32 protein-coding genes are annotated in these 25,119 nt (G+C 67.5%); 30 read left to right on the top strand and 2 right to left on the bottom strand.

The window, feature by feature from the left end; all coding sequences use genetic code 11:
- Positions 1–35: 35 nt before the first annotated feature.
- The gene (locus tag GobsT_RS24835; RefSeq protein WP_010033402.1) at positions 36–827 is read right to left on the bottom strand and encodes a sterol desaturase family protein; all 792 of its coding nucleotides are present in this window, start codon (positions 825–827) and stop codon (positions 36–38) included.
- Between the two features lie 72 nt (positions 828–899).
- Positions 900–1,253, bottom strand: a complete 354-nt coding sequence (locus GobsT_RS24840; RefSeq protein WP_010033397.1) for a nuclear transport factor 2 family protein — start codon at positions 1,251–1,253, stop codon at positions 900–902.
- An 897-nt stretch (positions 1,254–2,150) separates the two neighbouring features.
- On the opposite strand from GobsT_RS24840, the gene GobsT_RS24850 reads away from it, so the two are divergent.
- From GobsT_RS24850 to GobsT_RS24990, 30 genes are all read left to right on the top strand, one after another.
- Positions 2,151–2,345: a hypothetical protein gene (locus GobsT_RS24850; RefSeq protein ID WP_010033396.1), complete on the top strand. Its 195-nt coding sequence runs from the start codon at positions 2,151–2,153 to the stop codon at positions 2,343–2,345.
- Positions 2,346–2,391: 46 nt separating this feature from the next.
- Complete coding sequence (locus GobsT_RS24855; RefSeq protein WP_010033395.1) at positions 2,392–2,583, top strand: hypothetical protein; 192 nt, start codon at positions 2,392–2,394, stop codon at positions 2,581–2,583.
- 139 nt (positions 2,584–2,722) lie between these two features.
- Positions 2,723–3,106, top strand: a complete 384-nt coding sequence (locus GobsT_RS24860; RefSeq protein WP_010033393.1) for a DUF2171 domain-containing protein — start codon at positions 2,723–2,725, stop codon at positions 3,104–3,106.
- Between the two features lie 770 nt (positions 3,107–3,876).
- Positions 3,877–4,395 carry a reverse transcriptase domain-containing protein gene (locus GobsT_RS24865; RefSeq protein WP_246862605.1) on the top strand — a complete coding sequence of 173 codons (519 nt, stop codon included), beginning with the start codon at positions 3,877–3,879 and terminating at the stop codon, positions 4,393–4,395.
- Positions 4,396–4,426: 31 nt separating this feature from the next.
- Positions 4,427–4,657 carry a transposase gene (locus tag GobsT_RS39945; RefSeq protein WP_010033389.1) on the top strand — a complete coding sequence of 77 codons (231 nt, stop codon included), beginning with the start codon at positions 4,427–4,429 and terminating at the stop codon, positions 4,655–4,657.
- A 60-nt stretch (positions 4,658–4,717) separates the two neighbouring features.
- Positions 4,718–5,846 (top strand): IS3 family transposase gene (locus tag GobsT_RS24875; protein ID WP_417936319.1). Its coding sequence is split into 2 segments (ribosomal slippage): positions 4,718–4,996 and positions 4,998–5,846, totalling 1,128 coding nucleotides; the frame shifts between segments, so codons are not numbered across the junction.
- Between the two features lie 29 nt (positions 5,847–5,875).
- The gene (locus GobsT_RS24880; RefSeq protein ID WP_010033381.1) at positions 5,876–6,637 is read left to right on the top strand and encodes a phage minor head protein; all 762 of its coding nucleotides are present in this window, start codon (positions 5,876–5,878) and stop codon (positions 6,635–6,637) included.
- Entirely contained in the window at positions 6,634–7,011 is a 378-nt protein-coding gene (locus GobsT_RS24885) for a hypothetical protein (protein ID WP_010033378.1), read from the top strand. The genes GobsT_RS24880 and GobsT_RS24885 overlap by 4 nt, the downstream gene beginning before the upstream one ends.
- Positions 7,008–7,223: a hypothetical protein gene (locus GobsT_RS24890; RefSeq protein ID WP_010033376.1), complete on the top strand. Its 216-nt coding sequence runs from the start codon at positions 7,008–7,010 to the stop codon at positions 7,221–7,223. Before GobsT_RS24885 ends, GobsT_RS24890 begins: the two co-directional genes overlap by 4 nt.
- A gap of 16 nt (positions 7,224–7,239) precedes the next feature.
- Positions 7,240–7,872 carry an HK97 family phage prohead protease gene (locus tag GobsT_RS24895; protein ID WP_010033373.1) on the top strand — a complete coding sequence of 211 codons (633 nt, stop codon included), beginning with the start codon at positions 7,240–7,242 and terminating at the stop codon, positions 7,870–7,872.
- A gap of 10 nt (positions 7,873–7,882) precedes the next feature.
- Positions 7,883–9,235 carry a phage major capsid protein gene (locus tag GobsT_RS24900; RefSeq protein WP_010033370.1) on the top strand — a complete coding sequence of 451 codons (1,353 nt, stop codon included), beginning with the start codon at positions 7,883–7,885 and terminating at the stop codon, positions 9,233–9,235.
- Between the two features lie 62 nt (positions 9,236–9,297).
- Positions 9,298–9,747 carry a hypothetical protein gene (locus tag GobsT_RS24905; RefSeq protein ID WP_010033369.1) on the top strand — a complete coding sequence of 150 codons (450 nt, stop codon included), beginning with the start codon at positions 9,298–9,300 and terminating at the stop codon, positions 9,745–9,747.
- 45 nt (positions 9,748–9,792) lie between these two features.
- Positions 9,793–10,185: a hypothetical protein gene (locus tag GobsT_RS24910; protein WP_010033366.1), complete on the top strand. Its 393-nt coding sequence runs from the start codon at positions 9,793–9,795 to the stop codon at positions 10,183–10,185.
- Positions 10,186–10,191: 6 nt separating this feature from the next.
- Positions 10,192–10,830 carry a head-tail connector protein gene (locus GobsT_RS24915; RefSeq protein WP_010033363.1) on the top strand — a complete coding sequence of 213 codons (639 nt, stop codon included), beginning with the start codon at positions 10,192–10,194 and terminating at the stop codon, positions 10,828–10,830.
- Positions 10,823–11,155 carry a phage head closure protein gene (locus GobsT_RS24920; RefSeq protein ID WP_010033362.1) on the top strand — a complete coding sequence of 111 codons (333 nt, stop codon included), beginning with the start codon at positions 10,823–10,825 and terminating at the stop codon, positions 11,153–11,155. Before GobsT_RS24915 ends, GobsT_RS24920 begins: the two co-directional genes overlap by 8 nt.
- Positions 11,152–11,502, top strand: a complete 351-nt coding sequence (locus GobsT_RS24925) for a hypothetical protein (protein ID WP_010033359.1) — start codon at positions 11,152–11,154, stop codon at positions 11,500–11,502. Before GobsT_RS24920 ends, GobsT_RS24925 begins: the two co-directional genes overlap by 4 nt.
- Complete coding sequence (locus tag GobsT_RS24930; RefSeq protein WP_010033356.1) at positions 11,499–11,891, top strand: hypothetical protein; 393 nt, start codon at positions 11,499–11,501, stop codon at positions 11,889–11,891. Before GobsT_RS24925 ends, GobsT_RS24930 begins: the two co-directional genes overlap by 4 nt.
- A gap of 21 nt (positions 11,892–11,912) precedes the next feature.
- On the top strand, positions 11,913–12,341 hold the full coding sequence (locus GobsT_RS24935; RefSeq protein WP_010033353.1) for a phage tail fiber protein: 429 nt from the start codon (positions 11,913–11,915) through the stop codon (positions 12,339–12,341).
- A 36-nt stretch (positions 12,342–12,377) separates the two neighbouring features.
- Positions 12,378–14,639: an SGNH/GDSL hydrolase family protein gene (locus GobsT_RS24940; protein ID WP_148087864.1), complete on the top strand. Its 2,262-nt coding sequence runs from the start codon at positions 12,378–12,380 to the stop codon at positions 14,637–14,639.
- A gap of 24 nt (positions 14,640–14,663) precedes the next feature.
- Positions 14,664–16,379, top strand: a complete 1,716-nt coding sequence (locus tag GobsT_RS24945; protein ID WP_010033345.1) for a hypothetical protein — start codon at positions 14,664–14,666, stop codon at positions 16,377–16,379.
- Positions 16,380–16,392: 13 nt separating this feature from the next.
- The gene (locus GobsT_RS24950) at positions 16,393–17,109 is read left to right on the top strand and encodes a hypothetical protein (RefSeq protein WP_010033343.1); all 717 of its coding nucleotides are present in this window, start codon (positions 16,393–16,395) and stop codon (positions 17,107–17,109) included.
- 1 nt (position 17,110) lies between these two features.
- Positions 17,111–20,665, top strand: a complete 3,555-nt coding sequence (locus tag GobsT_RS24955) for a cadherin repeat domain-containing protein (protein WP_010033341.1) — start codon at positions 17,111–17,113, stop codon at positions 20,663–20,665.
- A gap of 26 nt (positions 20,666–20,691) precedes the next feature.
- Entirely contained in the window at positions 20,692–20,868 is a 177-nt protein-coding gene (locus tag GobsT_RS38120) for a hypothetical protein (RefSeq protein ID WP_010033339.1), read from the top strand.
- Positions 20,868–21,326 (top strand): HK97-gp10 family putative phage morphogenesis protein, encoded by a 459-nt coding sequence (locus tag GobsT_RS24960; RefSeq protein WP_010033336.1) that lies wholly within the window; start codon positions 20,868–20,870, stop codon positions 21,324–21,326. Before GobsT_RS38120 ends, GobsT_RS24960 begins: the two co-directional genes overlap by 1 nt.
- Positions 21,326–21,805 (top strand): DUF3168 domain-containing protein, encoded by a 480-nt coding sequence (locus tag GobsT_RS24965; protein WP_010033333.1) that lies wholly within the window; start codon positions 21,326–21,328, stop codon positions 21,803–21,805. Before GobsT_RS24960 ends, GobsT_RS24965 begins: the two co-directional genes overlap by 1 nt.
- 36 nt (positions 21,806–21,841) lie before the next feature.
- On the top strand, positions 21,842–22,246 hold the full coding sequence (locus GobsT_RS24970; RefSeq protein WP_010033331.1) for a phage major tail protein, TP901-1 family: 405 nt from the start codon (positions 21,842–21,844) through the stop codon (positions 22,244–22,246).
- Between the two features lie 14 nt (positions 22,247–22,260).
- On the top strand, positions 22,261–22,623 hold the full coding sequence (locus GobsT_RS24975; protein WP_010033329.1) for a hypothetical protein: 363 nt from the start codon (positions 22,261–22,263) through the stop codon (positions 22,621–22,623).
- Positions 22,620–23,093, top strand: coding sequence for a hypothetical protein (locus GobsT_RS24980; protein WP_010033327.1), 474 nt, complete (start codon positions 22,620–22,622; stop codon positions 23,091–23,093). The genes GobsT_RS24975 and GobsT_RS24980 overlap by 4 nt, the downstream gene beginning before the upstream one ends.
- Positions 23,051–23,236 (top strand): hypothetical protein, encoded by a 186-nt coding sequence (locus tag GobsT_RS24985; RefSeq protein ID WP_148087865.1) that lies wholly within the window; start codon positions 23,051–23,053, stop codon positions 23,234–23,236. Before GobsT_RS24980 ends, GobsT_RS24985 begins: the two co-directional genes overlap by 43 nt.
- The gene (locus GobsT_RS24990) at positions 23,233–24,951 is read left to right on the top strand and encodes a hypothetical protein (protein ID WP_010033321.1); all 1,719 of its coding nucleotides are present in this window, start codon (positions 23,233–23,235) and stop codon (positions 24,949–24,951) included. Before GobsT_RS24985 ends, GobsT_RS24990 begins: the two co-directional genes overlap by 4 nt.
- The last annotated feature ends 168 nt before the right edge of the window (positions 24,952–25,119 follow it).

A 25,119-nucleotide genomic window follows, 5' to 3' on the forward strand; every position in this document is an offset into this window, starting at 1 on the left:
CATCCACCCTCTTCAACGATTCATCCCGCGGGCCATCAGGCGGCCAACGTCTTCGAGCCTCCGGCCGCCTTCTCGAACCGGGCCGGATACTCGGGCAGGTTCGTCCCCATCAGCCGGTCCCACACGTTAAAGTACAGCCCGTAGTTCCCCCGGAACCGCTCGTGGTGGAGTCCGTGGTGCGTCGGAGTGTTCACCAGCTTCCCAACCCACGTCCGCAGGAACCACCGGGGGTAGATCTCGTACCCCAGGTGACCGAACACGTTCCACACGATCTGCCACGTCATGAACGCCAGGAACACCAGCCCGTGCATCGGGATCAGGCACACCACCAGTGGCCCGATACCGGCCTGCACGACCGCTTCGCCGACGCCGAACGCGTACGCCGCCCACGGGGTCGGGCTGATCGACAGGTGATGGGTGCGGTGCAGTCGGCGGAACAACCGCGGGTGGTGCATCAGCCGGTGGGTCCAGTAGAAGTACATGTCGTGCAACAGAACCGCGAGAGCGAAGCTGACCGGCAGCCACCACCAGCCGTATTTCTCGACCTTACCGTAGAGTTGGGTTAGCCCGTACCCTGCGGCGATCAACACCACGAACGTGACCGAACCGAACACCAGGATGCTGCGGAGCGAGTGAAGAGTTTCCCGGCGGACCTGTGGCCAGTCCGGGTGCTTCGGGCCGATCTTGCGATGCTCTACCCGGCGGCGGAGCAGGACGTAAAAGGCGATCCACAGAATCCCGGCCGCAAGGACGTACAGGGTGGTTGTCGTCACCACCTCGCCAACCGTTCCCGCTACCGCCCGATCAAGCCGCCGCTCCAAATCCATGCCTGCACCTCTCCGGTTGCCCTGCTCATTCGAGCATTCTAGCGGAGTGGCTCTCGTTGCTCTCGATGAGTCTCAGCCCTTCTCCTCAATGACGAACGCCCGCAGCTCGGCCAGCTTGCCGTCCTGAACCCGCCACACATCGCAGTACGCGTACCGGGTCGTCTTCCCGCCTTTATCCCTCGTCGACACCACGCCGACCGCCGTGACGAACTCGCCCTCTGCGATCAGGTGATCGACCGTCAGTTCGGGCGGCCCCTGACTGTACGACTCCGCCATCCACTGGCGCACGGCCTCTTTCCCCCGAAGAACCCGGTCGCCGACGAACGTCCACAGCGTGTCGTCCGTGCAGAACGACAGGAAGCCCTCGTTGTCGCCTTTCGTGACGGCTGCGTTCGCCTGTTCGAGCACGGTTTTGTTGTTCGACATCTCGCTCTCCAAAAGAGAAAAGCCGGGCTACACCCGGCCTTGTGCTCAACTCTTCTTCGCTTTTGGTTTACAGCTTCCCTTGGTGAAGGGCTTCTTTCCCGGCGTCGGCTCGTAACCGGGCCAGCACCGTGACGTCTTCTTCCCAGCCTTTGGCTTCGGTTTGGTGGCAGGCATGATGCGTCTCCTCAGTTAGTCAGCTTTCTGATTGCCCGATCCACGCTCCGCAAAGCATGTGCCGGAAGCTACTTCCCTTGCCGCCGCGCCTGGGGTGTTGGCCAAACTGCAGGTGAACCGCCTGTCACAAAAGCAAAAAGCCGAGGCAAAAACCTCGGCTCGAGAAATTCAGTGGCTCACGCGGCTTACCGATTCGGCATCTGAACTGGCATGCCGCCCGGCCCCGTATAAGGCCGACCGTAGCTTTGCGGGGGGCCGTACATTCCCGGCCGCCCGTAGACCGGCTGAGCGTACCCGGGTTGCCCGTACCCGGATTGGCCGTAGACCGGTTGGCCATAACCTCCTTGGCCATACGGCTGGCCGTAAGGACTTGCGCCGCCGCAACACGAGGGCGCGGGCTCGGAGTAGCAAGACGACGCTGCCGCCTTCTTCTTCCGCTTGCCGAACGCCGAGGCGTCACCAGCAAACGAGGCGACACCGAAAATGGCCAACACAAGAGTGGTCAGAATCCGCATTGCAAGTCCTTTACGGTAGAGCACGGGCAACCGGGTGGCCGCCCGAAGAGCATCAACTCTTGCCGCTCAGAGGTGCAATCGCAGAGCCGCTTTGGTCGCTCGGCCCTGTTTATATTCTTTTCGCTGAATACCCGGAGGGCGCGTCCCTTGGCACATGCAATGCGGCATACCGGGTGCCCTTCGCTCTCCACTTCAACCGAGAACCATCATGAGCAAGAAGACCCCCGACCCGGTGCCTGCCGGGAAGAAGCCGGATACGGATACGACTTTCGAGGAACCGGGCCAGGATGAGTCCGGCAAAACCGCTGCCCCGCAGAGCCCACAGGGGCCGCAGCAGAAGACCAAGACGGCAAAGCCCGACGCGGCCAACGGGAAGAAGCACGGCGAAGACCGCCCAATGTAACCGCTCACGATTCCGCCCCACACGACGACGCACCGAGGAGACGAACATGGCCGAACGCACGAAGCGCGGTGACGAAGACCGCAAAAAGGAAGACGAGGAGATAACGACGGGTGAGCCAGCAGAAGTCGGGAAAGCGAAGGCTGCAGCCGGAGGAGGCACGCAAGGCGGCACTACGACCAAGGATAAGAGCGTTCCGCCCGCCGACGATAACCAGCGCGGTGCCAACAAGAAGAGCTGACGCACCCGAGCACCCACGAAGAAGCTGCGAACCAGTGTCGCGGCTTTATTCGTTTCCGTAACAGTCGTGAGTGCGGCAGTACCCGGCACGTCACTTGCGTAGTGGTAATCTGATTTCGCCCGCGATCAGGAGAACTACCATGTCGAACATCAAAGATAACGTGATCAAGGCCGGCCACACCGTTGCGGACAAAGCGGGGGACGCCGTCCAAGCAGTCGCCACCGGCGTAAACCAGGCGGCAGAGTTCGTGAAAGAGAAGGTCGGTCTCGCGAGCCCGGACAAGGGCGTCACGGGGATTCAGGAGCGGATGGACGTGATCGCGTCGTGCGGCTCCAAGGTCGGCGTGGTCGATCACGTCGAGGGGCAGGCCCTGAAGCTGACCCGCAAGGACAGCAAGGACGGAGAGCACCACTTCGTGCCCCTGAAGTGTGTCGCCAAGGTCGACGAGCACGTCCACCTGAAGATGAACTCGAAGGAGTTCGCCGAGCAGAGCAAGACCAACGCGGCCGATTGTGGTTGTTGATCTGCGTAGCTCCCGAGAGTCCCCGAAGCCTGCTCAATCTGAGCGGGCTTCTTTCGTTGTGTGCCAGGCATGTTGCGTATGAGGAGGTGGAAGTCCTCCGCGGGCCGTGGTGAGCGGAACCGCAAGGCGAGGCAAGGGTGCCCGTCGCGAGGCGGAATCTGAAGGAAGCCGAAGCCCCCAGTCGGGAGCCGACGAACAGGAACCGGATATCAGGCCGGCGTGGCGGGGTCAGCGGGCAACGGACCGCGAAGCCCAATCTCACTCGGACGCACACGCGGGTAAATCCGGCGGTCGCTCGACGAAGCAACGCAACTTACCCTGGGAGATCTCCCGATCCGCGAAGGCGATCTTCGCACCGCGACCGGTAACGGTGGGGGGATGGTTCGGGAGAAGTCAGCCGAGGCCGTAGTAACTCGTCCGTCCGGTGGAGCGATCCACGGGGGAGGCACCCACACCTCGTAAGGACGAACGAAGGGCCGAACTTAATGTGCCAAGGAGCAGCCGGAGCCGACTCGATGGGCGTGAAGCGACCGCAAGGCCGGCCGGACCAACGGACCCTCTTCGAGGGCTCGGAGGCCGACCGGCGCCACGACACAACCGGCGAAGGCGGAACCGGAGCGGGTGTGGTCGAGGAGTCACAAGCGTCTGCGGCGTTGGAGCCGTCACGCGCCTTGACGGATCGTCTGATGGAGGAGGTGTGCCAGCGAGGCAATCTCAACCAAGCTTACTCTCGGGTGAAGGCGAACAAAGGGGCACCGGGAATCGACGGGATGACCGTCGAGGACTCGCTCCGCTGGATCGCCGAGCACAAGCAGGAACTGCTGTCGAGTCTGCTCGACGGGTCGTATCGTCCGAGTCCGGTGCGTGGGGTTTTGATCCCGAAGCCGGGCGGAGGCGAGCGGCAGTTAGGGATTCCGACGGTGGTGGATCGTCTGGTTCAGCAGGCGATTCTGCAAGTGCTGACGCGTTTGTTGGACCCGACCTTTTCGGAATCCAGCTACGGCTTCCGTCCCGGCAAGAGCGCTCACCAGGCGCTGTTGAAGGCGAAGGAGTACGTGGCGGATGGTCGAGCGATTGTGGTGGACGTGGACCTGGAGAAGTTTTTCGACCGGGTGAACCACGACATCCTGATGGCCCGGCTGGCGCGTCGTGTGTCGGACACGCGCTTGTTGCGGATCGTGCGTCGCTTCCTGGAAGCGGGGCTGATGCAAGACGGTGTGTGTGTCGCACGTCACGAGGGGACGCCGCAAGGGGGTATAGTGGACCCCGAAAACTGGACCGCCGGTTAAGCTATACCGGAGGCCCAGGAAAGGGGAACCCATGGCGGGCAAGCGGAAGAGTCACTCGGCGGCGTTCAAGGCCCAGGTCGCGCTGGCGGCCCTCAAGGGCGACAAGACCATCAACGAACTGGCGAGTCAGCACGGCGTCCACCCGACCCTGATTCATGGGTGGAAGAAGCAGTTGCTCACCGGGGCCGAGGCCGTGTTCGCCTCGGGGGCGAAGGGCACCGGCCCCCCGGAAGACAAGACGACCGAGTTGTACGAGCTATAGTGGACCCCGAAAACTGGACCGCCGGTTAAGCTATACCGGAGGCCCAGGAAAGGGGAACCCATGGCGGGCAAGCGGAAGAGTCACTCGGCGGCGTTCAAGGCCCAGGTCGCGCTGGCGGCCCTCAAGGGCGACAAGACCATCAACGAACTGGCGAGTCAGCACGGCGTCCACCCGACCCTGATTCATGGGTGGAAGAAGCAGTTGCTCACCGGGGCCGAGGCCGTGTTCGCCTCGGGGGCGAAGGGCACCGGCCCCCCGGAAGACAAGACGACCGAGTTGTACGAGCAGATCGGCCGCCTCAAGGTGGAACTCGACTGGGTGAAAAAAAAATCGGCCGCCCTCGGCTGAGGCCAAGCGTGCCCGGATCGAGGCCGAGCACCCGGAGCTGAGCGTCCGGCGCCAGTGCGAGCTGATCGGATTGAACCGCTCGACGGTGTACTACGAGCCGACCCCGGAGAGCGCGGAGAACCTGACGCTGATGCGGTTGATCGACGAGCAGTACACGACGTGCCCGTTCTACGGGAGCCGGCGCCTGGCCGCGTGGCTGGGCACCCAGGGCCACGAGGTGAACCGCAAGCGGGTGCAGCGGCTGTTGCGGATCATGGGGTTGGAGGCCCTGTACCCCAAGCCCAAGCTGTCGGTCGGGTCCGGGCACAAGGTGTACCCGTACCTGTTGCGGGGCGTGGCCATCGACCGGGTCCATCAGGTGTGGAGCACGGACATCACGTACATCCCGATGCCCACCGGGTTCATGTACCTGGCCGCAACGATGGACTGGTTCAGCCGGTACGTGGTGGCCTGGCGACTGTCCAACACGTTGGACGGGTCATTCTGCCAGGACATGCTGGAGGAGGCCTTGGGCCGGGGCAAGCCGGAGGTGTTCAACACGGACCAGGGAGTCCAGTTCACGGCCGCCGCGTGGGTCGGGCGATTGGAGCGGGCCGGGGTCGCGGTGAGCATGGACGGGCGGGGCCGGTGCCTGGACAACGTGTTCGTGGAGCGCCTGTGGCGGAGCGTCAAGTACGAGGACGTGTACCTCAAGGGTTACGAGTCGGTGCCGGCCCTGGAGAGTGGGCTCCGGGCGTACTTCGGGTTCTACAACACCGAGCGGTTACACCAGTCCCTGGACTACCGCACCCCGGCTCAGGTGTATGGCGTCGGAGCCACGAAGGCCCCGACGAAACAGTAGCGAAGGATAGCAACTTTTTGGTCTAGACAATGGGGTCCACTGTAGACCGCCGCCTCGCCCTCCGCGCGTGGCTCCACGCCATGTCCGTGCTGGAGCGGCAACTGCTGGTCGACCAGGCGCGCGCTCGCAACGCGATGATCCGTAAGGCCGCAACTGAATACACCCGGGTCGGCCACCCGCCGGCTCACGTCTTCGTCGCCCACCGCACCCGCGTGAAGGGCGTCATCGAGGACCACTACCGCCGCACCATCCCGGTGTTCGCCGGCATGGCCCTGAAGCAGATCAAGTCCCGCCGGATCGAGCGGAAGGCCACGCAGACGCTGAACGAGTGGCTCATCGCACGGTGGATCGAACGGGAGTCTCTCCGCAAGGCCACGATGATCGCCGACACCGACCGCGACGACGTGATCGCAGCCATCCAGAACGGAATCAGGGACGGGCTCGGCACCGAGGAAATCGCAAGGAACATCCGCAAGGTGAGTCAACTGACTGCCTACCGCGCCGCCACCGTCGCCCGCACCGAGACCCACGCCGCAGCGACCTACGGCAGCATCGAGTCGGTACGGGAAGCGGAGCGCACGCTCGACGTCAAGATGAACAAGGAGTGGCTCGCCACGAAGGACGACCGCACGCGCCCGGAGCACCTCGCGGCCGACGGCCAGCAGGTCGCGATGGACGAGAAGTTTATCGTCGGCGGGGAAGCGATGGACCGGCCGGGGGATACGGGGGCGAGTGCGGGCAATGTTGTGGCGTGCAGGTGCGCAATTATTTACGAGGAGAAGACTGAATGATTCCAGTGAAGCAGAGCAAGCTGTATATGAAGGACGGCATCCATAATGGAAACTGCTTCGCGGCTTGCCTGGCTTCCCTTCTCGAAATTCCCTTGTGGATGGTGCCTCCATTCGATGACATGTTCGGGCGTGGTGATTGGCGACCCAGAGTCGATGAATGGCTAAAGCGACTGTTCAACTCGCAGTTGGTGCGGTGGGACGAAGGCGATGAGCCTGAAGAGTTTCCAGAGTTCTATATCGCCAGCGGGCTTTCTCAGCGCGGGGTCCAGCACGCGGTCATCTACAGCAAGGGTGTGATGATTCACGATCCACACTACAGCGACAGCGGAATCGCGAAGGTTGATTGGGTTTGGTATCTGGTTCCGTCTGAATGACCTCCCGCATCCTCTCCCAGCACGGCAACGTCATCGCCGCCGATTTCCGCCCGCGACGCTTGGCCGACATTTCTGTCCGGATGACCAGCGAAACGCTCTACTGCGACGGCCACGTCACGCTCATCCGCGCTACGGTGCAGGTCGGTGACCGACCGGCGTCCTGCACGCACCTCCTCGGCGACCTCGCCACCGGCCACATCGTTCAACTTTAACCACGCGGTAACACACATGGAACTGAAACGCCTTTCCTTCGCCCTCACCGAGGTGAAGGCCGAAGACGACACGCGCACCATTGAGGGCTTCGGCTCGGTGTTCAACAACCTCGACAGCTACAGCGACATCGTCATGCCCGGCGCGTTCACCAAATCCATCGCCAAGCGCAAGCCCGTGATGCTGTGGCAGCATAACAGCGACCAGCCGATCGGCGTGTGGGATGTGATGGAGGAGCAGAAGAAGGGACTGTACGTCAAGGGCCGCATCCTCGACACCGCCCTCGGCGGCGACGCCTACAAGCTCGTGAAGGCGGGCGCCATTTCCGGTCTGTCGATCGGGTACTCGGCCAAGAAGTGGGAGACGGATTCCGAGAAGGGCATCCGCAAACTGACCGAGGTCGAGCTGTACGAGATCTCCATGGTCACGTTCCCGGCCAACGAGAAGGCCCAGATTACACGTGTCAAATCAGACGACGGCACGCTCATCGACGAGCGCGCCTTCGAGGAATTCCTGCGAGACGCAGGCTTCAGCCGCAAGGAGGCAAAAATCATCGTCTCCGAGGGCTACCGTGCGATCCCGAAGCAGCGAGACGCTGGGGCGGAGGAGCACAACACTCTCAGCACATTGTTCAACAAGTTCAAGTATTAGGATCACACATATGGAAGTAGAACTGCAGAAATCCGTGGAGGGCGCACTGCTCGCGTTCGAAGCACTGAAGACCGATTTCACCGACATCAAGGGCAAGATGAAGAACGTCGACGGCTTCGACCAGGCGAAGTTCGCCAAGATGGCCGAGGACATCGCCAAGGGCATCGACGTGGCCCAGAAGGTCGAAGGCTCCGTGAAGGCCCTCGACGAGGCGAAGAAGGCCCAGGAAACCGCCCTCGCGGAGATCAAGGAGAAGAACAAGCTGCTCGAAGAAAAGCAGGCCCTGATCGAAACGGCCCTGTCCCGCCCGATTTCCGTCACCACCGAGGACGCAAAGTCCAAAGGTGACGACATGCTCGCCAAAAGCACCGAGCTGTTCAACGAGTTCGCCCGCAAGGGTGCGGTAAAGGGTGAGGACTACACCGACTACCTGCGCCGCACCGAGAAGGCCGACGACGAGGCCCGCACGCTGGCCCTGAAGACGATGTCCGTCAACAGCGACCCCGACGGCGGCTACCTGGTCATCCCGACCCTCGGCGGCACCATCACCACGCTGGTGCGTGAAACCTCCCCGATGCGCCAGCTCGCCAGCGTGCAGACGATCGGCTCCGACTCGCTCGAGTACATGCTCGACAACGACGAGGCCGGTGCCGGCTGGGTGGGCGAAACACAGCCCCGCCCGGAAACGACCACGCCCCGCTTCAGCAAGCTGGTCATCCCCGTCAACGAGATCTACGCGCAACCGAAGGCGACGCAGAAGCTCATCGACGACGCGGTGGTGGACATTGAGGCGTGGCTGGCCGAGAAGGTGGCCCAGAAGTTCGCCCGCATGGAGAACACGGCCTTCATGTCCGGCGACGGCGTCATGCAGCCCCGCGGCATCCTGACCTACCCGAACGGCACCTCCGGCCTGACGGTCGAGCAGGTCATCACCGGTGCGGCCTCGGCGTTCGCCTACGACGGCCTGGTGAACCTGCAGTCCGCGCTCAAGGAAGAGTACCAGGGCAACGCGTCCTGGCTGGTCAACCGCCTCGGCTTCGGCAACCTGCTGCTGCTGCTCAAGGACCTGAACGGCACCCCGATCTTCAACATGCAGTACGACATGCGGATCGGCCTGCAGCGCTCCATCCTCGGCGCGCCGCTGTACTTCGCCACCGACATGCCGACGGTCGCCACCAACGCCCTGGCGGCGATCTACGGCGACTTCAAGCGGGCCTACCAGATCGTGGACCGCACCGGCATCCGCATCCTCCGCGACCCGTTCACCGACAAGCCGTTCGTGAAGTTCTACACGACCAAACGGGTCGGCGGAGCCTTGGTCAACGGGGAAGCAATCAAAATCGCGAAGATCGCTGCCTCGTAGCCACACACTTCCAATCGGGGGCGGATCAACCCCGCCCCCCACTTCTCTGAAAGGATCTCACTATGCCTAATCGCTCTTCCCTCTACTCGGCGCTCTCCGCCGTAAGCCTCCTGCTGCCCGTCGCCCGGACCGCGGACGCCAACTCCACCGGGATGGACCTGCGCGACGCCGAGAGCGCCGCGCTGCTGTTCGTCGTCGGCGACTCGCCCGACACGCTGTCTGGTACCAACAAGATCGAGCTGGAAGTCGAGGAGTCCGACGACAACTCGACCTGGACCGACGTCGCCAACGCCGACCTGACCAACTACGTGGCCGCCACCAACACCGGCACGGCCGCGCTGATCGACGCCCCCAGCGAAGACTCGCTGGCTGTGATCGTCGGGTACAAGGGCTACAAGCGCTACATCCGCGGCGTGGTCAACGTCTCCGGCACGCACTCGACCGGCACCACGATCGGCGTCATCGGCCTGCGCGGCGGCAACCACACCCAGCCCGTGAACGTCAGCAGCTAACCAACTCGGGGCGGTTCGCCGCCCCATTTTTCTCAAGGAGGATACATGGACACCACGCAGAAGCGGTACCGCATGCTGAAGACCCTTCCGGGCTCACGCAACGGCATCAAGGTGGAGACCTTCACTAAAGGCGAAACCTACTCCCTCAACCCCGAACTCGCCGAGCAGTTCTACCACGAGGCGGCCATCGAAGAGGTGACCGGCAGCCCCGCCGACGCGCGCGAGAAGAAGGTCACCGGACCGACCGAAACCAAGGCCGGTGAGGCCGGCGTCGACCTGTCCACCCAGAACGTCGAAGAACTGGTGGCGCTCGCCCGCGACACCTACGGCCTCGACGTCGACACCACCATGGGCGAGGCCGCCCTCCGCGCGCTCATCGAGCAGGCCGAATCTGCCGAAGACGACGCCACCGCCAAGAAAACCAAGAAGCGGAAGTAACCGCTCGTGTCCCGCTCCGCCCTGACCCTCGTCACCCCGCCGGCCTCCGAGCCGGTGTCGCTGGCCGAGGCGAAGGCGTGGGCGCGGGTCGACGGGTGCGAGGACGATTCGGTCCTCACCGGGCTGCTCATCGCCGCCCGCACCGCCGCCGAGGAGTACCTGCGCCGCTCGCTCGTCACCCAGACGTGGAGACTCACCCTCGACGCGTGCGGCACCCGCGGCGAATGGTTCGAGGGCACCTACGAGCTGCCGGTCACCTACTTCGACGGCGCGCTGCCCCGGGACGTCGAGCTCCCGCGCGGACCGGTCACCGCCGTGACCTCCGTCACCACCTACGACACCTCCAACATTTCCGCCGTGTTCGCCCCGGCCAACTACCGCCTGGACCCGAGCGGCGCGCGGCTGCTCCTCAACCCGAACGCGTACTGGCCCGACAACGTCCGCCCGGCGGCCGGGTGCGAGATCGTCTACACCGCCGGGTTCGGCAGCTCGTCCGCCGTCCCGCAGCCCATCAAAACGGGCATCCTGATCCACGCCGCCAGCCTGTACGAGCAGCGCGGCCAGTGCGCCGACGCCATGGACCTGCCGCCCGGGTCGAAGCAGCTCTACGGCACCTACCGCGTCGTCGGGGGCACCCGTGGCTGAGTGCTGCGCCGCCACCGCCGTCACGCTCAAGAAGCGGGTCACCGTCCAGAACGTCACCCGCACCGCCGACGGCCAGGGCGGGTTCACCGAGACCTGGGACGACGCCGCCACCGTGTGGTGCTCCGTCGAGCCCGTCAAGGCGTGGGAGCGGTACCAGGCCGCCCAACTGCAGGCCCCGGTCACCCACAAGATCGTCATGCGCTACACCCGCGCCGTCACCCCGACCAGCCGCCTCGTGTACCAGGACCGCATTTTCCACGTCAAAGAGGCCATCAACCGCAACGAGGAGGGCCGCTTCCTCGACCTCCGGGCCGTCGAAGTATGACCGCCGGGATATTCCACTTCACCATCGAGCAGGGCACCGACTTCGTCCTGCCCATCGCCTACACCGACGCCGACGGAGCCCCGATCGACCTGACCGGCTGCGCCGCCGCACTCATGATCCGCCGCGCCCAGGACGACGCGGCCCCGCTGGTGAGCCTTTCCTCCCCCGGCAACGGTATCGTCATCAACGGGCCCGCCGGCACGCTGCTCGTCACCATCGACTCGTCCGTCACCGCCACCCTCGCGTCCGGGACCGCCGTGTACGACCTCAAGCTCACCGACGGCCTCGGCAACCCCACGCGGTTGATCGAGGGCAACGTCACCATCAGCCCCGCGGTAACCCGATGACCGAAGTCGTTCCCTCACCCACCATCCGCGTCGTCACCGCCTCCAAGCAGGGCCCCGCCGGACCGCCCGGCGCCGTCGGACCCAGCCCCGCGGGCAAGAGCGGCGTCTTCATCAAGACCCCCGAAGCGGAAACGATCCCCGTCTGCGCCTCCTCGGCCGACGCGTTCACGATCCGCGGCATCCGCGGGCTGCGCGTGGAGAGCGGGAGCCTCACCCTGTCGGTCCGCATCAACAACGTCCCCGTCACCGGCCTGTCCGACCTGCTCGTGACGACGACGCCCCAGGACCCCGTCGCCACCGCCGCCAACGCGGTCGTCGAGGGCGACCGCGTGACCCTCGTCATCGCCGCCGTGAGCGAGGCCAGCCGGCTCGAGTTCACCGTCTATTAACCCACCCAGGAGTCCCCGCCCATGTCCAAATCCGACGCCTTTGAAACGGCCCTGCTGCGCCTCATCTTCAACGCCACCGCCATCGCCAACCTGGCCGACAACGCCGCCTCGGCCCCGCTGACCAGCCTGTACGTCTCGCTGCACACCGCCGACCCCGGCGAGGCGGGCAACCAGTCCACCAGCGAGATCGCGTACACGAGCTACACCCGCGTGGCCGTCGCCCGCAGCGGCAGCGGCTTCACCGTCACCGGCAACTCCGTGTCGCCGAACAGTACCATCGCCTTCCCGGCGGGCACGGGCGGCTCCGGCACGGCCAGCTACTTCGGCATCGGCACCGCGTCCAGCGGGTCGGGCGTGCTGCTGTACTCCGGCGCGATCACCAGCCCCATCGTGTGCGGCTCGGGCATCACGCCCCAGCTCACGACCGCGACCGCCGTCACCGAGGACTAGTTGTTACCCGTCGGTCGGTTGCAGCGGTAGCCCGGTGTGCCCAGACAGTACCGCGTCCCCGGTCAGGGGTTCCTCAACGAGACGCTCACGGGCCAGTACCGCGTCCCCGGCGGGGCGTTCGTCAACGAGACCGACGCCACCGGCTCCGTAGGCACCGCGTCCGGCACCTCGACGGCTGCGGCGGTCGGGGTCACCGCGTCCGTCGGCACCGGCGCCGCGGGGGGCACCTCCACCGCCACGGGTGCCGCCCCCAGCACCGCGTCCGCGGGCACCGCATCCGGCACCAGCACCGTTTCGGGCACGGGGGCATCAACAGCGACCTCGGCCGGCGCCGCCGCGGGCGCCTCCTCGGCCGACGCCACGTCCCTCGCCGCCGCCGCCCACTCCGACGTCAACTCGTACCGCGTCCCCGGACACGGAACGCTCAACGAGACCACCCACCGCCAGTACCGCATCCCGGGCGGCCCCTTCATAAACGAGACCCAGGTCACCGGGTACAGCGGCACCGCGGCGGGCACCAGCACCGCCACGGGCGTCGGGGGCGCGCTCCGGAGTAGCACCGCACTCGCGACCGGCACCTCTTCGGCGGCGGCCGTCGCGACAACCTTGGCCAGCGGCACCGGCACCGCCGCGGGCACCTCCGCCGCGTCCGGCGAGGGCACGTCGATCATCTCCCGGCCCGTCGTGTGCGTCACCCCGGGCGACTACTTCAGCTACATCTGCCTCGACCGCCGGGCCGACAAGGCCGTGGGCAGCGGAACCGCCGCCGGCACCAGCACCGTGACCGGGGTCGGGAGCGCGGGCGTCGCCGGCACGGGCACCGCCGCCGGCACGTCGACCGCCACCGGCGAGACCAGCGGCTCCATCGTCAGCGGCACCGGCACCGCCGCGGGCACCAGCACGGCCACCGGGTACGGCACCTCCGAAGCGCCCTACGTCTTGCAGATCGTCGGCACGCCCAAGGTCATCTACTCCGACATCCGCCCCGCCGGGTACTCGGGCAACACGTTCCGCATCACCCGCGAGTCCGACGGCCTGCCGTTCGAGGTCGGGTTCAAGGCCAACGGGTTGGCCGACTACGAGGCCGCCGACGCGTTCGCGCCCCTCGGGTGGCGGCGCCACACCCAGTACGACCTGTCGGGCAACGGGTTCCACCAGACGGTCCCCGCGGGCGTGCAGGCCCCCAAGGACTTCGGCAACACGATCTGCGGGCTCCGCTCGCTCACCTTCAACGGCCCCGGCACCACCCAGGCCCTGGCCAACCTGTCCGTCCCCTGGACCGACGTCCGCAACACCACCTTCATGGCGGTCATCAAGACCGCCAACCAGGGCATCTTCGAGGTCGGCAACCCGACCCGCAAGATGTCCCTCGCCGGGGTCCAGGACGCGGGCATCAACTGGAGCGGCATCCAGGCCCAGTACGCGGTCACCAGCCCGCAGGTGCTCGTCGCCGCCGGCAACGGGGCCGCGAACCGGGTGCTGCGGCAGAACCACCGGGTCGTTTCCGCCCCCGCGCTCGCCAGCAGCGCCGCCACCGGGCTGACCCTCAGCAACGCCATCGGCTACGCCTCCCCGGGCAACGTCGACCTCCTGTGCCTCGTCGGCTACGACTCCGTCTTCTCCGCCCCGGACCAGATCGCGCTGCAGGACACCGGCTTCGCCGCGGTCCGGGAGGCCATCCCCCGCGCGGCGCATGACGTGATCGCGGCACACGGCGACAGCATCCTGGCGGGCAACTCGCGCACCGCCAACCTGAGCTACGAGACCCTCTGGTTCAGCCGCCTCATGAGCGCCACCACCCGGCCCTTCACCTGGTACAACTGCGGCCACGGCGGGTACACCGTCACCCAGCTCCTGGCCGTCGCACCCGCCGTCGCCGCCGCGTGCTACGACCCGCTCGGCGAGAACACCGCCATCCTCGCGGGCGGGTCCAACGACCTTGCCGCGGGCGCGACCGCCGACGCCACCTACGCCAAGATCGTCCAGTGGGCCAACATCTGGTACGCGCAGGGGTTCGTCCGCGTCCACGTGATCGACGAGATCCCGCGCAAAGCCATCTTCTCGGGCGGGGCTGACGCCGCCAGCTTCGAGACCCAGCGCCAGCTCCTGATGGCCAAGATCGCCGCCGGCGTCGGGGTCGACTTCGCCGGGGCGTCGAGCCCGGGCACGCACCCGGTCCTCGGCGACCCGGCGAACTGCAACGGCACCAACTTCCTCGACCTCGTCCACCCGAACGCGGTCGGCAACGGCCACTACTTCGACGCGGTGGAAGCCTCGACCGCGTACTTCCGCACCTAACCCACCAACGAAGGACACTCACCTATGGCGTTTCTGACCGGACAGACGTGGTACGTCGACTCGACCAAGTGGTCGGCCGTGACGGCGTGGGCGGCGGCCACGGTCTACACCGCGGGCCAGCTCGTGCGCCAGCTCGCCACCCCGGCGGTCAACAGCGAGCGCGTGTTCGTGTGTGTCGTTGGCGGCACATCGGGCGGGTCCGAGCCGAGCTGGGTTACCACCCACGGGGCCAAGACCACCGACAACACCGTCACGTGGCAGGACGTCACCGGGAAGGCGGCCGTGAACGGCAAGGCCGCCCTGACGAGCGACTGGACCGCGGCCAAGAGCACCGCCGTGAGCCTCGGGGTGGTCATCAAGAACGTGGCCGGCACGCACTACTTCATTTGCACCACCGCGGGCAACGCCGGGACCGGGTCCGAGCCCGCGTGGAACACCGCCGCGGGCGCCACCACCGCGGACAACGCCGCCACCTGGACGAGCCTCGGCGCGGTCGGCACCTTCTCCGCCTGGGGCGCGCCCGCCGCCCGGCTCGGCGTCTACATGGCGACGGGCTTCTTTCACGCCGTCGGGGACGTGATCCGGTTCAACAGCGCCCACGCGGAAACCCAGGCCTCCGCACTCGCCTACGCCGCCACCAGTTCCGGGAACGGCACCAAGAAGACGGCGTTCCTGTGCGTCGACGACGCGGACGCCCTGGCCACCGGGGGGTCCGTCACCACCACCGGCGCGAGCGCCGTGTCCCTGGGCATGTACTACTACGTCTACGGCCTGACCGTGAACGCCGGCACCGGGGCCAACGCCGCGGCCATCGCCCTCGGCGCCAGCTCGGGCAACGTGTTCGAGCGGTGCACGTTCAACCGGGTCGCCACGACCGCCGCCAACGTCACCGTGGGCGGGGGCACGAGCGGGGACAACGAGTTCCGCGACTGCGCGTTCACGTTCGGCAACGCGGGCGACCAGTTGAGCCTGAACGTCGGCCGCGGGCGGTTCTCGGGCGGGTCGATCGCCGCCACCGGGACGGTCCCCACGACCCTGCTCGTCAACGGCGGCTCCGGCACGTACCGGTTCCGGGGCGTCGACCTGTCGGGCGTCACCGGCACCCTGGCCGCCCTCGGCACGACGCCGACGGACGTGTACCTGGAGAGCTGCCGCCTCGGGTCCGGGGTCACCAAGCAGCCGAGCGGGAGCAACTCCCCGATCAACCTGCGCCTGTACCTGCACAACTGCGACAGCAGCGCCACCAACACCAGCGAGTACGAGAACGCCGCCGCCGGGATCGTACAGACCGAGACCTCCGTCGTCCGCACCGGCGGCGCGAGCAACGGCACCACGCCGATGAGCTGGCTCGTCACCTCCGGGGCCAACACCAGCTACTACCAGCCGCTCGTCACCTCGGAACTCGTTCAGTGGCAGGACACCACCGGCAACAGCAAGACCGCGACCGTGGAGCTCACCACCGACACCGCGCTGACGAACGCCGACTGCTGGCTGGAGATCGAGTACGCGGGGAACTCGGGGCACCCGCTCGCGTCCGTCGTCACCACCCGGGCCGCGCCCCTCGCCACACCGGCCGCGCTCACCACGAGTTCGGCGATGTGGGGCGGCACCGCCAAGACTTACAAGTACAAGCTGTCCGCCGCCTTCACCCCGCAGATGAAGGGGCCGGTCAAGGCCCGCGTCTCCGTCGCCCGGGCGAGCACCACGCTCTACGTCGACCCGCTCATCGTCATCACCTAACCAAGGACCGCTTATGGCCATCAGTACCGGAACGCTCTCGGTCCCCGACTTCATCGGCGCCGAGCAGAAGCTCAAGACGCTCAACGACAGCGCCGACGGGTCCAGGAACCCGGCCCACCCGCAGCTCAACGCCGCCGGGGCCATCATCAACCCGGCCACGGCGGAGAACCAGGACGCGGCCAACGCCGCGCTGGGCACCATCGCAACCGCGACGTCTGCGGGTGCCACCGCCGCGAAACAGGACACCGGCAACGACGCCCTCGCGGCCATTGCCACCAACACCCTCCTGGGCAGCCTCACCTTCACCGCCTTCCCGACCGTCACCGCCGGGGCGTACTCCGCCGGCATGGTGGTGGGGGGCAAGATCACCGTCCCCAACGCGGCCCGCTCCGCCGGGGGCAGCGGGCTGGTCCAGCAGGCCCTCGTGGGCAAGAAGACCGCCCTCACCGCGCCGTTCGACCTGCTCGTGTTCCACACCGACCCCGTCACCGCGTTCACCGACCACGCGCCGCTCCCCGACTGGTCCGCCGATCTGGGCAAGCTGGTGGGTACGATCCGCTGCACCGACCTGGTCGACGGCGGCACCCCGCAGGTGCAGCAGGCCCTGCAGCAGGCGCTCCAGTTCCGGTGCGCCGGGACCACACTCTACGTCGTGGCCGTGGTCCGCGGCGCCGAGACCTACGCCTCGACCGACGCGGTCACCGTCTCCCTCGGCATCCTCCGGGACTGAGATGCGCCGCCGCAGCGTCATCCTCAACCGAACCGCCGCCGCGGTCGCCCCCGACGCGCCGGGCGCGTTCCGCGTCCCGATGATCACCGCCTGGTACACGGGCAAAACCGTTCCCGCCCCGCAGTCCTACCACGACGCCGTGGCGGTCGACGCCGCCGACGCCAACACCCACCCGCACATGGGGCCGTTCACGCACAACACGGTGAAGAACGGCAACTGGTCCGACCCCACCCTCTGGGACACCGGCACCGTGCCCGGCGCGAACGCCGTCTGCAACGTCGCCCACGACGTGAGCTACGACCTCGAATCGGACGTCAAAATCAAGGACATCCATGTCGGCGGGGCCGCCCGGTTCCGGTTCGTCGCCCACAAGGACACCCGGCTCTGGGTCGACACGCTCATGAACCACGGGATCCAGTCGCTCCCCGACGGCGTCGGCTTCATTCCCGAGAGCGCCACGCCCGGCAAGCCCCGGTGCGAGGTCGTCTTTTGGCAGTCGGAAGCGCCCGGCGCCACCACCCGTCTGGGCATCAACACCATGGGACCGTGCCGCATCGCGGGCGCCGACAAGACGCCCCGCTTGTGGTGCCCGGTGACCATCGCGGCGGGCGCCACCTCGGCCACGGTCCCCGGGCTCTCCCGCGCGAAATGGCGGGTCGGCGACACCATCGTCATCGGCGCCACCACCGATGCCGGGGTCAGCTCAACCGACTCACAGTACGCCGGCCCGACCCAGTTCTTCGGCCCGTTCAACGGCACCGACGCGGTCCGCACCCGCACCAGCGGGTACCAGCTGAGCCGCGACGAGCCCGTCACCATCACCGCCATCGTCGGCGACGTCCTGTACTGGGATGCGGCAACAGGATACGACCACCCGGTTTACGCCGACACGCTCCCGCACGGTCAGACCGTCACCCACAAGGTGCCCGTCATCAACCTGTCCCGCTCGGTCCGGTTCCGCTCGGAAGACCCGTCCACGTTGCAGACCCGCGCGCACGCCATGTTCATGTTCAGCGACGACGTGGACGTGCGCAACGTCGAGTGCCTGAACATGGGTCGCACCGACACCGACCCGTCACTGGCGCGGCCCGACGGCACGCTCGCCTACGCTACCGACGGCGGGGCACTGGTCACCAACGTGAACAACGTCCGCGGGCGCTACCCGCTGCACGTCCACGGCACCGGCCCGTACTTCGCCCGCAAGCAGACCGTCCTGAAGGGCTGTACCGTGTGGGCGCCCAAAGACGCGCCGCCGACCCCCGGCTGGGCCATCACCCACCACAACAGCCGGGCCGCGGTCGAGGGGTGCAACGTCTACAACGTGCGCGGCGCCGGGATCGTGTCCGAACTGGGCAACGAGATCGGCCAGTGGATCGGCTGCACCGTCATGTGGGCGCGCGGGGACGGGTTCCCCGCCTCCTGGGGCAGCCGCGCCGAGCTGTGGCAGAACCACAACGGCCACGCCGGGATCGGGTTCGAGTCCCAGGCCCGCCAGGTGCTCCAGCGGGACAACGTCGCCACGTCGTGCCACTCCGCGTGGTTCTTCATGCAGCAGGACACCAACCACCTGGCCCGCATCGCCGACCTGTACTCGCTGCGCTTGCACGACCCGTTGACCCAGGGGTACGGGCTGTTCGGCGGCATCTCCCCGCTGACCCGCGGCACCTACGGGGTGGAGCAGCCCCAGATCCCGGACTTCGACGACAACGTCGCCTACGGGTGCGGCAACCTGTTCACCGTCAGCCACCGCCAGTTCACCGACCGCACCGACAACACCCCGATGATTTCCAAGCGGTGCCACGCGGTCAACTGCCGCCGGGCGATCAACCTGATCAACTACAGCTTCAACTACAGCTTCTACGACTTCGTGTACCGGGGCGCCGCGGGCGCCACCGCCGCCGCGGCCCTCGGCAACGTGGCCTGGGCGTTCAGCTTCGTCAACGGCGTGATCCGCGACTTCCCCACCGGGATCCTGAGCAACGGGATCGGGTTCAACCTCAACGGCGTGTACGTCGACATCTCGACCACCAACGTCACCACCCCCGCCTCGGACTTCGCCGCCGACTTCGACACCACCGCGTGGCAGGCCGCCAACCCGGGCAAGGACTTCGCCACCCAGAGCGCGTTCGCCGGGCTCGAAGGCCCGTGGGTCACCGACCCGGTGAGCGTGCCCGGCGTCCGGTGGAAGGGCGTGCTCCGCAAAGGGGAGATCCTCAACAGCGCCACCGACCTGCCGCGCCCGTACCCGGCCCTGCCGCGCGGGTTCGGCGGCACCGAGCCCGCGCCCGGCACCCCCAAACCGTACCTGTGGATCGACCCGGCCAGCGACCTGTCGCTCACCCCGACCACCACGGTCACCTTTTACGGCGCGGTCGTCGATTCCGTCGGCGTCCGCGCCTACCCCGAGGCGTTCAGCTCCGAGAGCTTCTCCCCGGCCACCGTCAACTACGGGCGACTCACCCGCACCAACACCGGCGGCGCCACCGGCACCGAGCTGGTGCTCCGCAACGGCTGCTTCCAGGCGGACGGCGGGTGGAAGACGCGCCTCCACATCGTGGACCACGACCGGCTCACCGGCGAATACCTGATCGCCCCCGTGGACGTCACCCTCACCGGGTTCGACGGCCAGTTCCTGCTCGACAACGCGGGGACGCCCGTCGCGCCCGCGCTGCCGCTCGCCCCCGAGGAGATCGGCGCCACCGCACCGCCACTGGTCATCAGCACCACGCCGCCGACCGTCGTCACCGCCGACACCGCCTCGGTCGCGGAGAACGCGGTGCTTTCCGTCGCACTCAGGGCCGACGACGGGCAGGTCAAATGGGCCATCGCCGGGGGCGCCGACGCCGCCCGGTTCGAGATCACCAAGGTGAACGGGGTGTCGTCGCTCCGCTGGGCCGGCAACGCCACCCGGGACCACGAAGCGCCCGCCGATGCCGACGCCGACAACGTGTACGCGGTCACCGTCCGGGCCACCAACCCGCTCGGGTTCGCCTCCACCAAAACCATCAGCGTCACCGTGCGGGACAAGGAAGAGGGCGTCGTCACGCCGTTCACCGACACCTTCAACCGCGCCGCCGAGGACCTGGAGCAGAGCCCCAACTGGCTCCGCGCGGGCGGGGACGCGGGCCGACTCGCGGTCGCGGGCAACGCCCTCACCATCGCGACCGCGGGCGCGTTCTCGGCCTACTTCAGCCCCGACACCGGCAGCACCGACCACTACGTCCAGGCCGCTCTGTACGGCGACCTGGCCCTGATCGCGGTGAGCCTCACCGACGAGCAGAACTTCGTCGCCGCCGGGCGCTCCGGGGGTAACGTGGTCCTGAGACAGCGCGCCGCCGGGGTCGAAACGACCCTCGGCTCGTGGGCCGGGGTCGGCAACAGCACCGTCCGGCTCGAGTACGCCGCCGGGGTCGCCACCGTGACGCGTAACGGCGTCACGCTGGGCACCGTGAACGTCACATCCGGTCCGCCCGCCACCACCCGGGCCGGGATCGTCGTCGGCACCGTCGGCCCGGCCGGCACCGTCATCGACAACTACGCGGCGGGCGCGCTCTAACCCGACAACCAACAGAAAGGAACGGCATGGCCTGGGCCAAGAAACTCCTCGCGCGGTACAACCGCAACGGCTATATGAGCGGTGGCACCGACCCCGGCCCCATCTCGTCCGCCCGCCAACTGTACCGCGAGCACATCTACGCGCTGCCGCCCGGCACGCTGCCCGGCACGATCCGGGCCTTCTGCCGGGAGGAGCCGGTGTGATGGACTTCTCCGTGACGATCGAGGGGCTGGACAAGATCCAGAACGCCACGAGCGAGATGCAGAAGGCCGTCGCCGCCGAGGTCAACAAGGCCCTGTTCGCGTCCGCCAAAAAGGTGGAGGGCGACGCCAAGAAGAGCATCACCGCCGGGGGGAAGACGGGCCGCGTCTACACGCGCCGCTCGGTCACCCACCAGGCGTCCGCCCCCGGCGAGGCCCCCGCGTCCGACACCGGGCGGCTGGTCAACTCGATCAACTCCGCCCTCAACGCGTCCGAACTGGAATCCACCGTCACCGCCGGCGAGGGCGCCGTGAAGTACGCCGCCATGCTGGAGTTCGGCACCCGCCACGTCGCCGCCCGGCCCTTTATGTTCCCGGCGCTCGAACAGAACAAGGCCTGGATCACGGAGCGCCTCGCCGCCGCCGTGCGCAAAGCCGCCGCCAAGTCCATCGGCAAATAATGGCCTCGCCCGACAACGCCCTCCAGGCCGCGCTGTACCGGCGGCTCACCACCTACGCGCCGCTCACCACCGCCCTCGGCCGCCCCAACGTGTTCGACTTCGTCCCGCCCGCGACGGTCACCGCCCCCTACGTGGTGATCGGCGAGGACACGCTGACCGACTGGGACACAAAAACCGACCCCGGCTGGGACGGCACCCTTACGATCCACGTCTGGGACTACCAAAAGGCGGGCCGCAAGTCGGTCAAGACCCTGCTCGGCCACGTCTACGACGCGCTCCACCGCCAGGAATCGGCCCTCGCCGTGACCGGGTTCCTGCTCGCCGAGCTCCGCTGGGACGGGTTCCAGGCCACGTTCCAGGAGGCGGGAATCGAAGGCGAGAACGACCACTACTACCACGGCGTCACCCGGTACCGGGCGCTCGTCGAGCCGGGCGCAACGGTCGGAACGGGCGCCCCGTTCCCCGTGGCGCTCCTCTAACCACTTCACACATCACACCCAAGGAAGGACACCTCTATGGCGGCACAACGCGGACGACTCATGCTCCTCAAGATCGGCACGGCCGCGGCCGGCACGCTGCTCGGCGGGCTCAAGAGCACCACCCTCACCATGAACAACTCGGTCATCGACGTGAGCACCAAGGACACCCTCGGGTGGCGCGAGCTGCTCGAGGACGGGAGCCTCAAGTTCTTCTCCATCGCGTGCGACGGGATATTCAAGGACTCCACCACCGACGAGACGATCCGCGGGTACGTGTTCGCCAACACCCTGAACACGTTCACCTTCGTCTTCCCCAACGGGGACACCATCGAGGGCACGTTCCAGGTCACCAACTACCAGCGCGCCGGCGCGGTCGAAGGGGTGGAGACGTACTCCATGACCCTCGAGTCGTCCGGCATCCCCGTTTTCACCGCCGCATAAAGGAGTAACCCCACATGGCCACTTTAACCGTCCAGACCAGCACCTTCGCCGGGCTCAACCACACGAGCGCCGCCGCGTCGACCGCCGACAACTTCGCCAACGACGGCCGCACGTTCCTGCTGTTCACCAACGCCAACGCCTCGGCCCGCACCCTGACCATCGCGGCCAACGCCACCAGCCGCCCCGGGTTCGGGTCCATCGCCACGCCCGCAACCGTGGTGACCCTGCCGGGTTCCGCCACGAACGGCGGTCTGGCGGTGGTCGGCCCGTTCCCCACGGAGCGGTTCAACGACATCACCACCGGCCGGGTGAGCTACACGCTCGACGTCGCCACCGGCATGACCGTCGCCGCCGTCAAGCTGGCGAGCTACCTGTGAGCGCGTTCGTAGCCGCCCGGCCGCGCTACACGCTCCCGTTCGCGGGGAAGGATTACGAGCTGCTCGGCACGTTCGGCATGATCGAGGCCGTCGAGTACGCCACCAAGGCCCACATCGGGGTGGCGGCGGTTCAGATCGTCAACGGGATGCCGGTGAACGAACTGGCCAAGGTCATTTCCGCCGTCCTGACGGCGTGCGGCCACAAAGTGAGTGCCGATGAGGCGGGCGCGTCGCTGATGGACGTGGTCGGGCTGGAGGGCGAGGACAACCAGGTCCTGCGGTTCCACCTGTACGCCTTCCTGAGCATCTGCCTCGCGCCCCCGAGTGCCCGGGAGAAGAAGGCCCACCAGATGGGGGAGCTCATCGGGAAGCTGACGGGCGCTTCCCGTGGCAAAACTACCGACGCATCTGCCTCGGCGCCCTCCGCATGCAGCCCTCCGAGTTCTGGGGTACCGACACCTGGACCGTGATGGACGCTTACGAGGGGTACGCCCAGAGCCAGGGCATCAAGCTCGCGGGCGACACCACGCTCACGAGAGACGAGATCGACGACCTGCAACAATGGATGGAAGAAGAGGAGCAGAAGATGGCACAGAGGGCGGGTAACGCGTGACGGACGTCGGGGAGGTCACGGTCCGCATCCGCGCCGACGCGGCCCAGCTCGAGCGCGAGATGCAGCGGGCCAACGCCGTGGTGCGGCAGAGCGCCGGCGGCATGGGGGCGTCGTTCGGCGGGTTCAAGGCGCACCTGGTGTCGCTCGCGTCCGCCCTGTCCACCGTCGGGTTCGTCCAGTTCGGCAAGCACGCCGTGGACGCCGCCGGGCACATGGTCGACCTCGCCGACCGCATCGGGTTCACCGCGAGCACCCTGTCGGCCCTCCAGATCCCGCTCGCCGCCAGCGGCTCGAACCTCGACGAGTTCAGCGCCGCGGTCAACAAGATGAACAACCTGATCGGCGAGGCCGCCAAGGGCAACGAGGAGGCCGTGAAGGCGTTCGACGCCCTCGGCCTGTCGGTGGCCAAACTCCGCACCCTGTCGCCCGAGGAGCAGTTCTACGAGATCGCCCAGGCGGTCGGGCAGATCAAGGACCAGAGCACCCAGACCGAGGCCGGGATGAACGTCTTCGGCCGCGGGTTCGCCGCCATGCTCCCCCTCCTCAAAGAGTACGAGGGCGACATGCGCAAGGCGGTGGGCGCGCAGAAGGAGCTGGGCGACGCCCTGGACGACGACACGCTCCAGCGGATCGACGCGTTCGGGGACGCCCTGTCCGCGGCCGGGATCAAGATCGAGAACGCGTTCCTGCGGGCCTTCGCCGCCATCCTCAAGGTGATCGACGAGATCCCCGCGGTCGACGCGCTGGCGGACCAGACCGCCTCGCGGTACGGGACCGATTCCGCCGCGCCCACCACCGGGAACACGAAGTTCGGCGTCACGCCGGCGAGCGGCCCCCACACCCAGTACCCGCTGGAGGAAGTGGTCCGCACGGGGACCGGCGCCAAGGGCGACAACAAATCCCTGCTCGGGGCGAAGGACGCCGCCGACGCGGCCAAGGCCCGGGCCAAACAGATCCGGGACGCGACGGCCGCCCTCGACGACTACAACCGCTCGCTCCGCGAGGAGGGCGCGCTGCTCGGCCTGTCCGACCGCGACGCGGCGGCACAAGAGGCCCGGTTCCGGGTCGAGGAGATCGCCCGCAAGGGGAACATCACCCTGACCCAACAGCAGATCGACGCCAGCGCCGAACTGGCGGCCCAGAATTATGACCTGAAGGCGGCCCAGGACGAGGTGAACAAGGCGATCCAGGAAGCCACCCGGTTCCAGCAGGAGCTGCACGACAAGCTCTCGTCCACCCTCACCGACATCGCGTTCAAGGCCGGGTCCGCCACCGAGGCCATGCTCGGGTTCGCCGAATCCATCGCCCGAGCCGCGTTCGAGAAGCGGATCGCCGGGCCGCTGGCGGACGCGCTGATCGGCACCGGCGGCAGCAAGGGGTTCCTCGACGACGCCATCAGCGGCGCGGGCAGCCTGTTCGGCGGGTTCTTCGCGGACGGCGGCTCGCCCCCGGTCGGGCTCCCGTCGGTCGTCGGCGAGCGCGGCCCCGAAATCTTCGTGCCCAGGACCGCGGGCACCATCGTCCCGAACCACAACCTCGGCGGCACCACCGTCATCGTCCAGCAGACCATCCAGGTGAACCCCGGCGTCCCCGAACTCATCAACGCCCGCATCCGCGAGGCCGCCCCCGTCATCGCCGCCCAGGCCCAGGCCGCCGTGTTCAGCGAGATGCAGAAGGGCGGGGCCGGGGCGCGCATCACCGGGCTGAGGAACTGATGCCCATTCACCTGCCCGCCACCGGAATCGTCACCTCCCGCTTCGGGCTGGAGTGGAACACGCAGTCCATGACCAGCCCGTTCACCAAGTCCACGCAGCGCGTCGCCCTCGGCGGCGCCCGGTGGATGTGGACGTTCTCCCTGCCCGCCATGACGCGGGACAAGGCGG

The sequence above is a fragment of the Gemmata obscuriglobus genome (genome assembly GCF_008065095.1).
Classification (GTDB): domain Bacteria; phylum Planctomycetota; class Planctomycetia; order Gemmatales; family Gemmataceae; genus Gemmata; species Gemmata obscuriglobus.

Bases quoted from the DNA above. Each gene is read 5' to 3' on its own strand.
- GobsT_RS24885 (WP_010033378.1), top strand. From the start codon at position 6,634: ATGATTCCAGTGAAGCAGAGCAAGCTGTATATGAAGGACGGCATCCAT.
- GobsT_RS24835 (WP_010033402.1), bottom strand. From the start codon at position 827: ATGGATTTGGAGCGGCGGCTTGATCGGGCGGTAGCGGGAACGGTTGGC.
- GobsT_RS39945 (WP_010033389.1), top strand. From the start codon at position 4,427: ATGGCGGGCAAGCGGAAGAGTCACTCGGCGGCGTTCAAGGCCCAGGTC.
- GobsT_RS38120 (WP_010033339.1), top strand. From the start codon at position 20,692: ATGGCCTGGGCCAAGAAACTCCTCGCGCGGTACAACCGCAACGGCTAT.
- GobsT_RS24975 (WP_010033329.1), top strand. From the start codon at position 22,261: ATGGCCACTTTAACCGTCCAGACCAGCACCTTCGCCGGGCTCAACCAC.
- GobsT_RS24840 (WP_010033397.1), bottom strand. From the start codon at position 1,253: ATGTCGAACAACAAAACCGTGCTCGAACAGGCGAACGCAGCCGTCACG.
- GobsT_RS24950 (WP_010033343.1), top strand. From the start codon at position 16,393: ATGGCCATCAGTACCGGAACGCTCTCGGTCCCCGACTTCATCGGCGCC.
- GobsT_RS24890 (WP_010033376.1), top strand. From the start codon at position 7,008: ATGACCTCCCGCATCCTCTCCCAGCACGGCAACGTCATCGCCGCCGAT.
- GobsT_RS24965 (WP_010033333.1), top strand. From the start codon at position 21,326: ATGGCCTCGCCCGACAACGCCCTCCAGGCCGCGCTGTACCGGCGGCTC.
- GobsT_RS24935 (WP_010033353.1), top strand. From the start codon at position 11,913: ATGTCCAAATCCGACGCCTTTGAAACGGCCCTGCTGCGCCTCATCTTC.
- GobsT_RS24910 (WP_010033366.1), top strand. From the start codon at position 9,793: ATGGACACCACGCAGAAGCGGTACCGCATGCTGAAGACCCTTCCGGGC.
- GobsT_RS24985 (WP_148087865.1), top strand. From the start codon at position 23,051: ATGCAGCCCTCCGAGTTCTGGGGTACCGACACCTGGACCGTGATGGAC.
- GobsT_RS24900 (WP_010033370.1), top strand. From the start codon at position 7,883: ATGGAAGTAGAACTGCAGAAATCCGTGGAGGGCGCACTGCTCGCGTTC.
- GobsT_RS24905 (WP_010033369.1), top strand. From the start codon at position 9,298: ATGCCTAATCGCTCTTCCCTCTACTCGGCGCTCTCCGCCGTAAGCCTC.
- GobsT_RS24860 (WP_010033393.1), top strand. From the start codon at position 2,723: ATGTCGAACATCAAAGATAACGTGATCAAGGCCGGCCACACCGTTGCG.
- GobsT_RS24855 (WP_010033395.1), top strand. From the start codon at position 2,392: ATGGCCGAACGCACGAAGCGCGGTGACGAAGACCGCAAAAAGGAAGAC.
- GobsT_RS24850 (WP_010033396.1), top strand. From the start codon at position 2,151: ATGAGCAAGAAGACCCCCGACCCGGTGCCTGCCGGGAAGAAGCCGGAT.
- GobsT_RS24955 (WP_010033341.1), top strand. From the start codon at position 17,111: ATGCGCCGCCGCAGCGTCATCCTCAACCGAACCGCCGCCGCGGTCGCC.
- GobsT_RS24970 (WP_010033331.1), top strand. From the start codon at position 21,842: ATGGCGGCACAACGCGGACGACTCATGCTCCTCAAGATCGGCACGGCC.
- GobsT_RS24930 (WP_010033356.1), top strand. From the start codon at position 11,499: ATGACCGAAGTCGTTCCCTCACCCACCATCCGCGTCGTCACCGCCTCC.
- GobsT_RS24945 (WP_010033345.1), top strand. From the start codon at position 14,664: ATGGCGTTTCTGACCGGACAGACGTGGTACGTCGACTCGACCAAGTGG.
- GobsT_RS24925 (WP_010033359.1), top strand. From the start codon at position 11,152: ATGACCGCCGGGATATTCCACTTCACCATCGAGCAGGGCACCGACTTC.
- GobsT_RS24865 (WP_246862605.1), top strand. From the start codon at position 3,877: ATGACCGTCGAGGACTCGCTCCGCTGGATCGCCGAGCACAAGCAGGAA.
- GobsT_RS24960 (WP_010033336.1), top strand. From the start codon at position 20,868: ATGGACTTCTCCGTGACGATCGAGGGGCTGGACAAGATCCAGAACGCC.
- GobsT_RS24895 (WP_010033373.1), top strand. From the start codon at position 7,240: ATGGAACTGAAACGCCTTTCCTTCGCCCTCACCGAGGTGAAGGCCGAA.
- GobsT_RS24880 (WP_010033381.1), top strand. From the start codon at position 5,876: ATGGGGTCCACTGTAGACCGCCGCCTCGCCCTCCGCGCGTGGCTCCAC.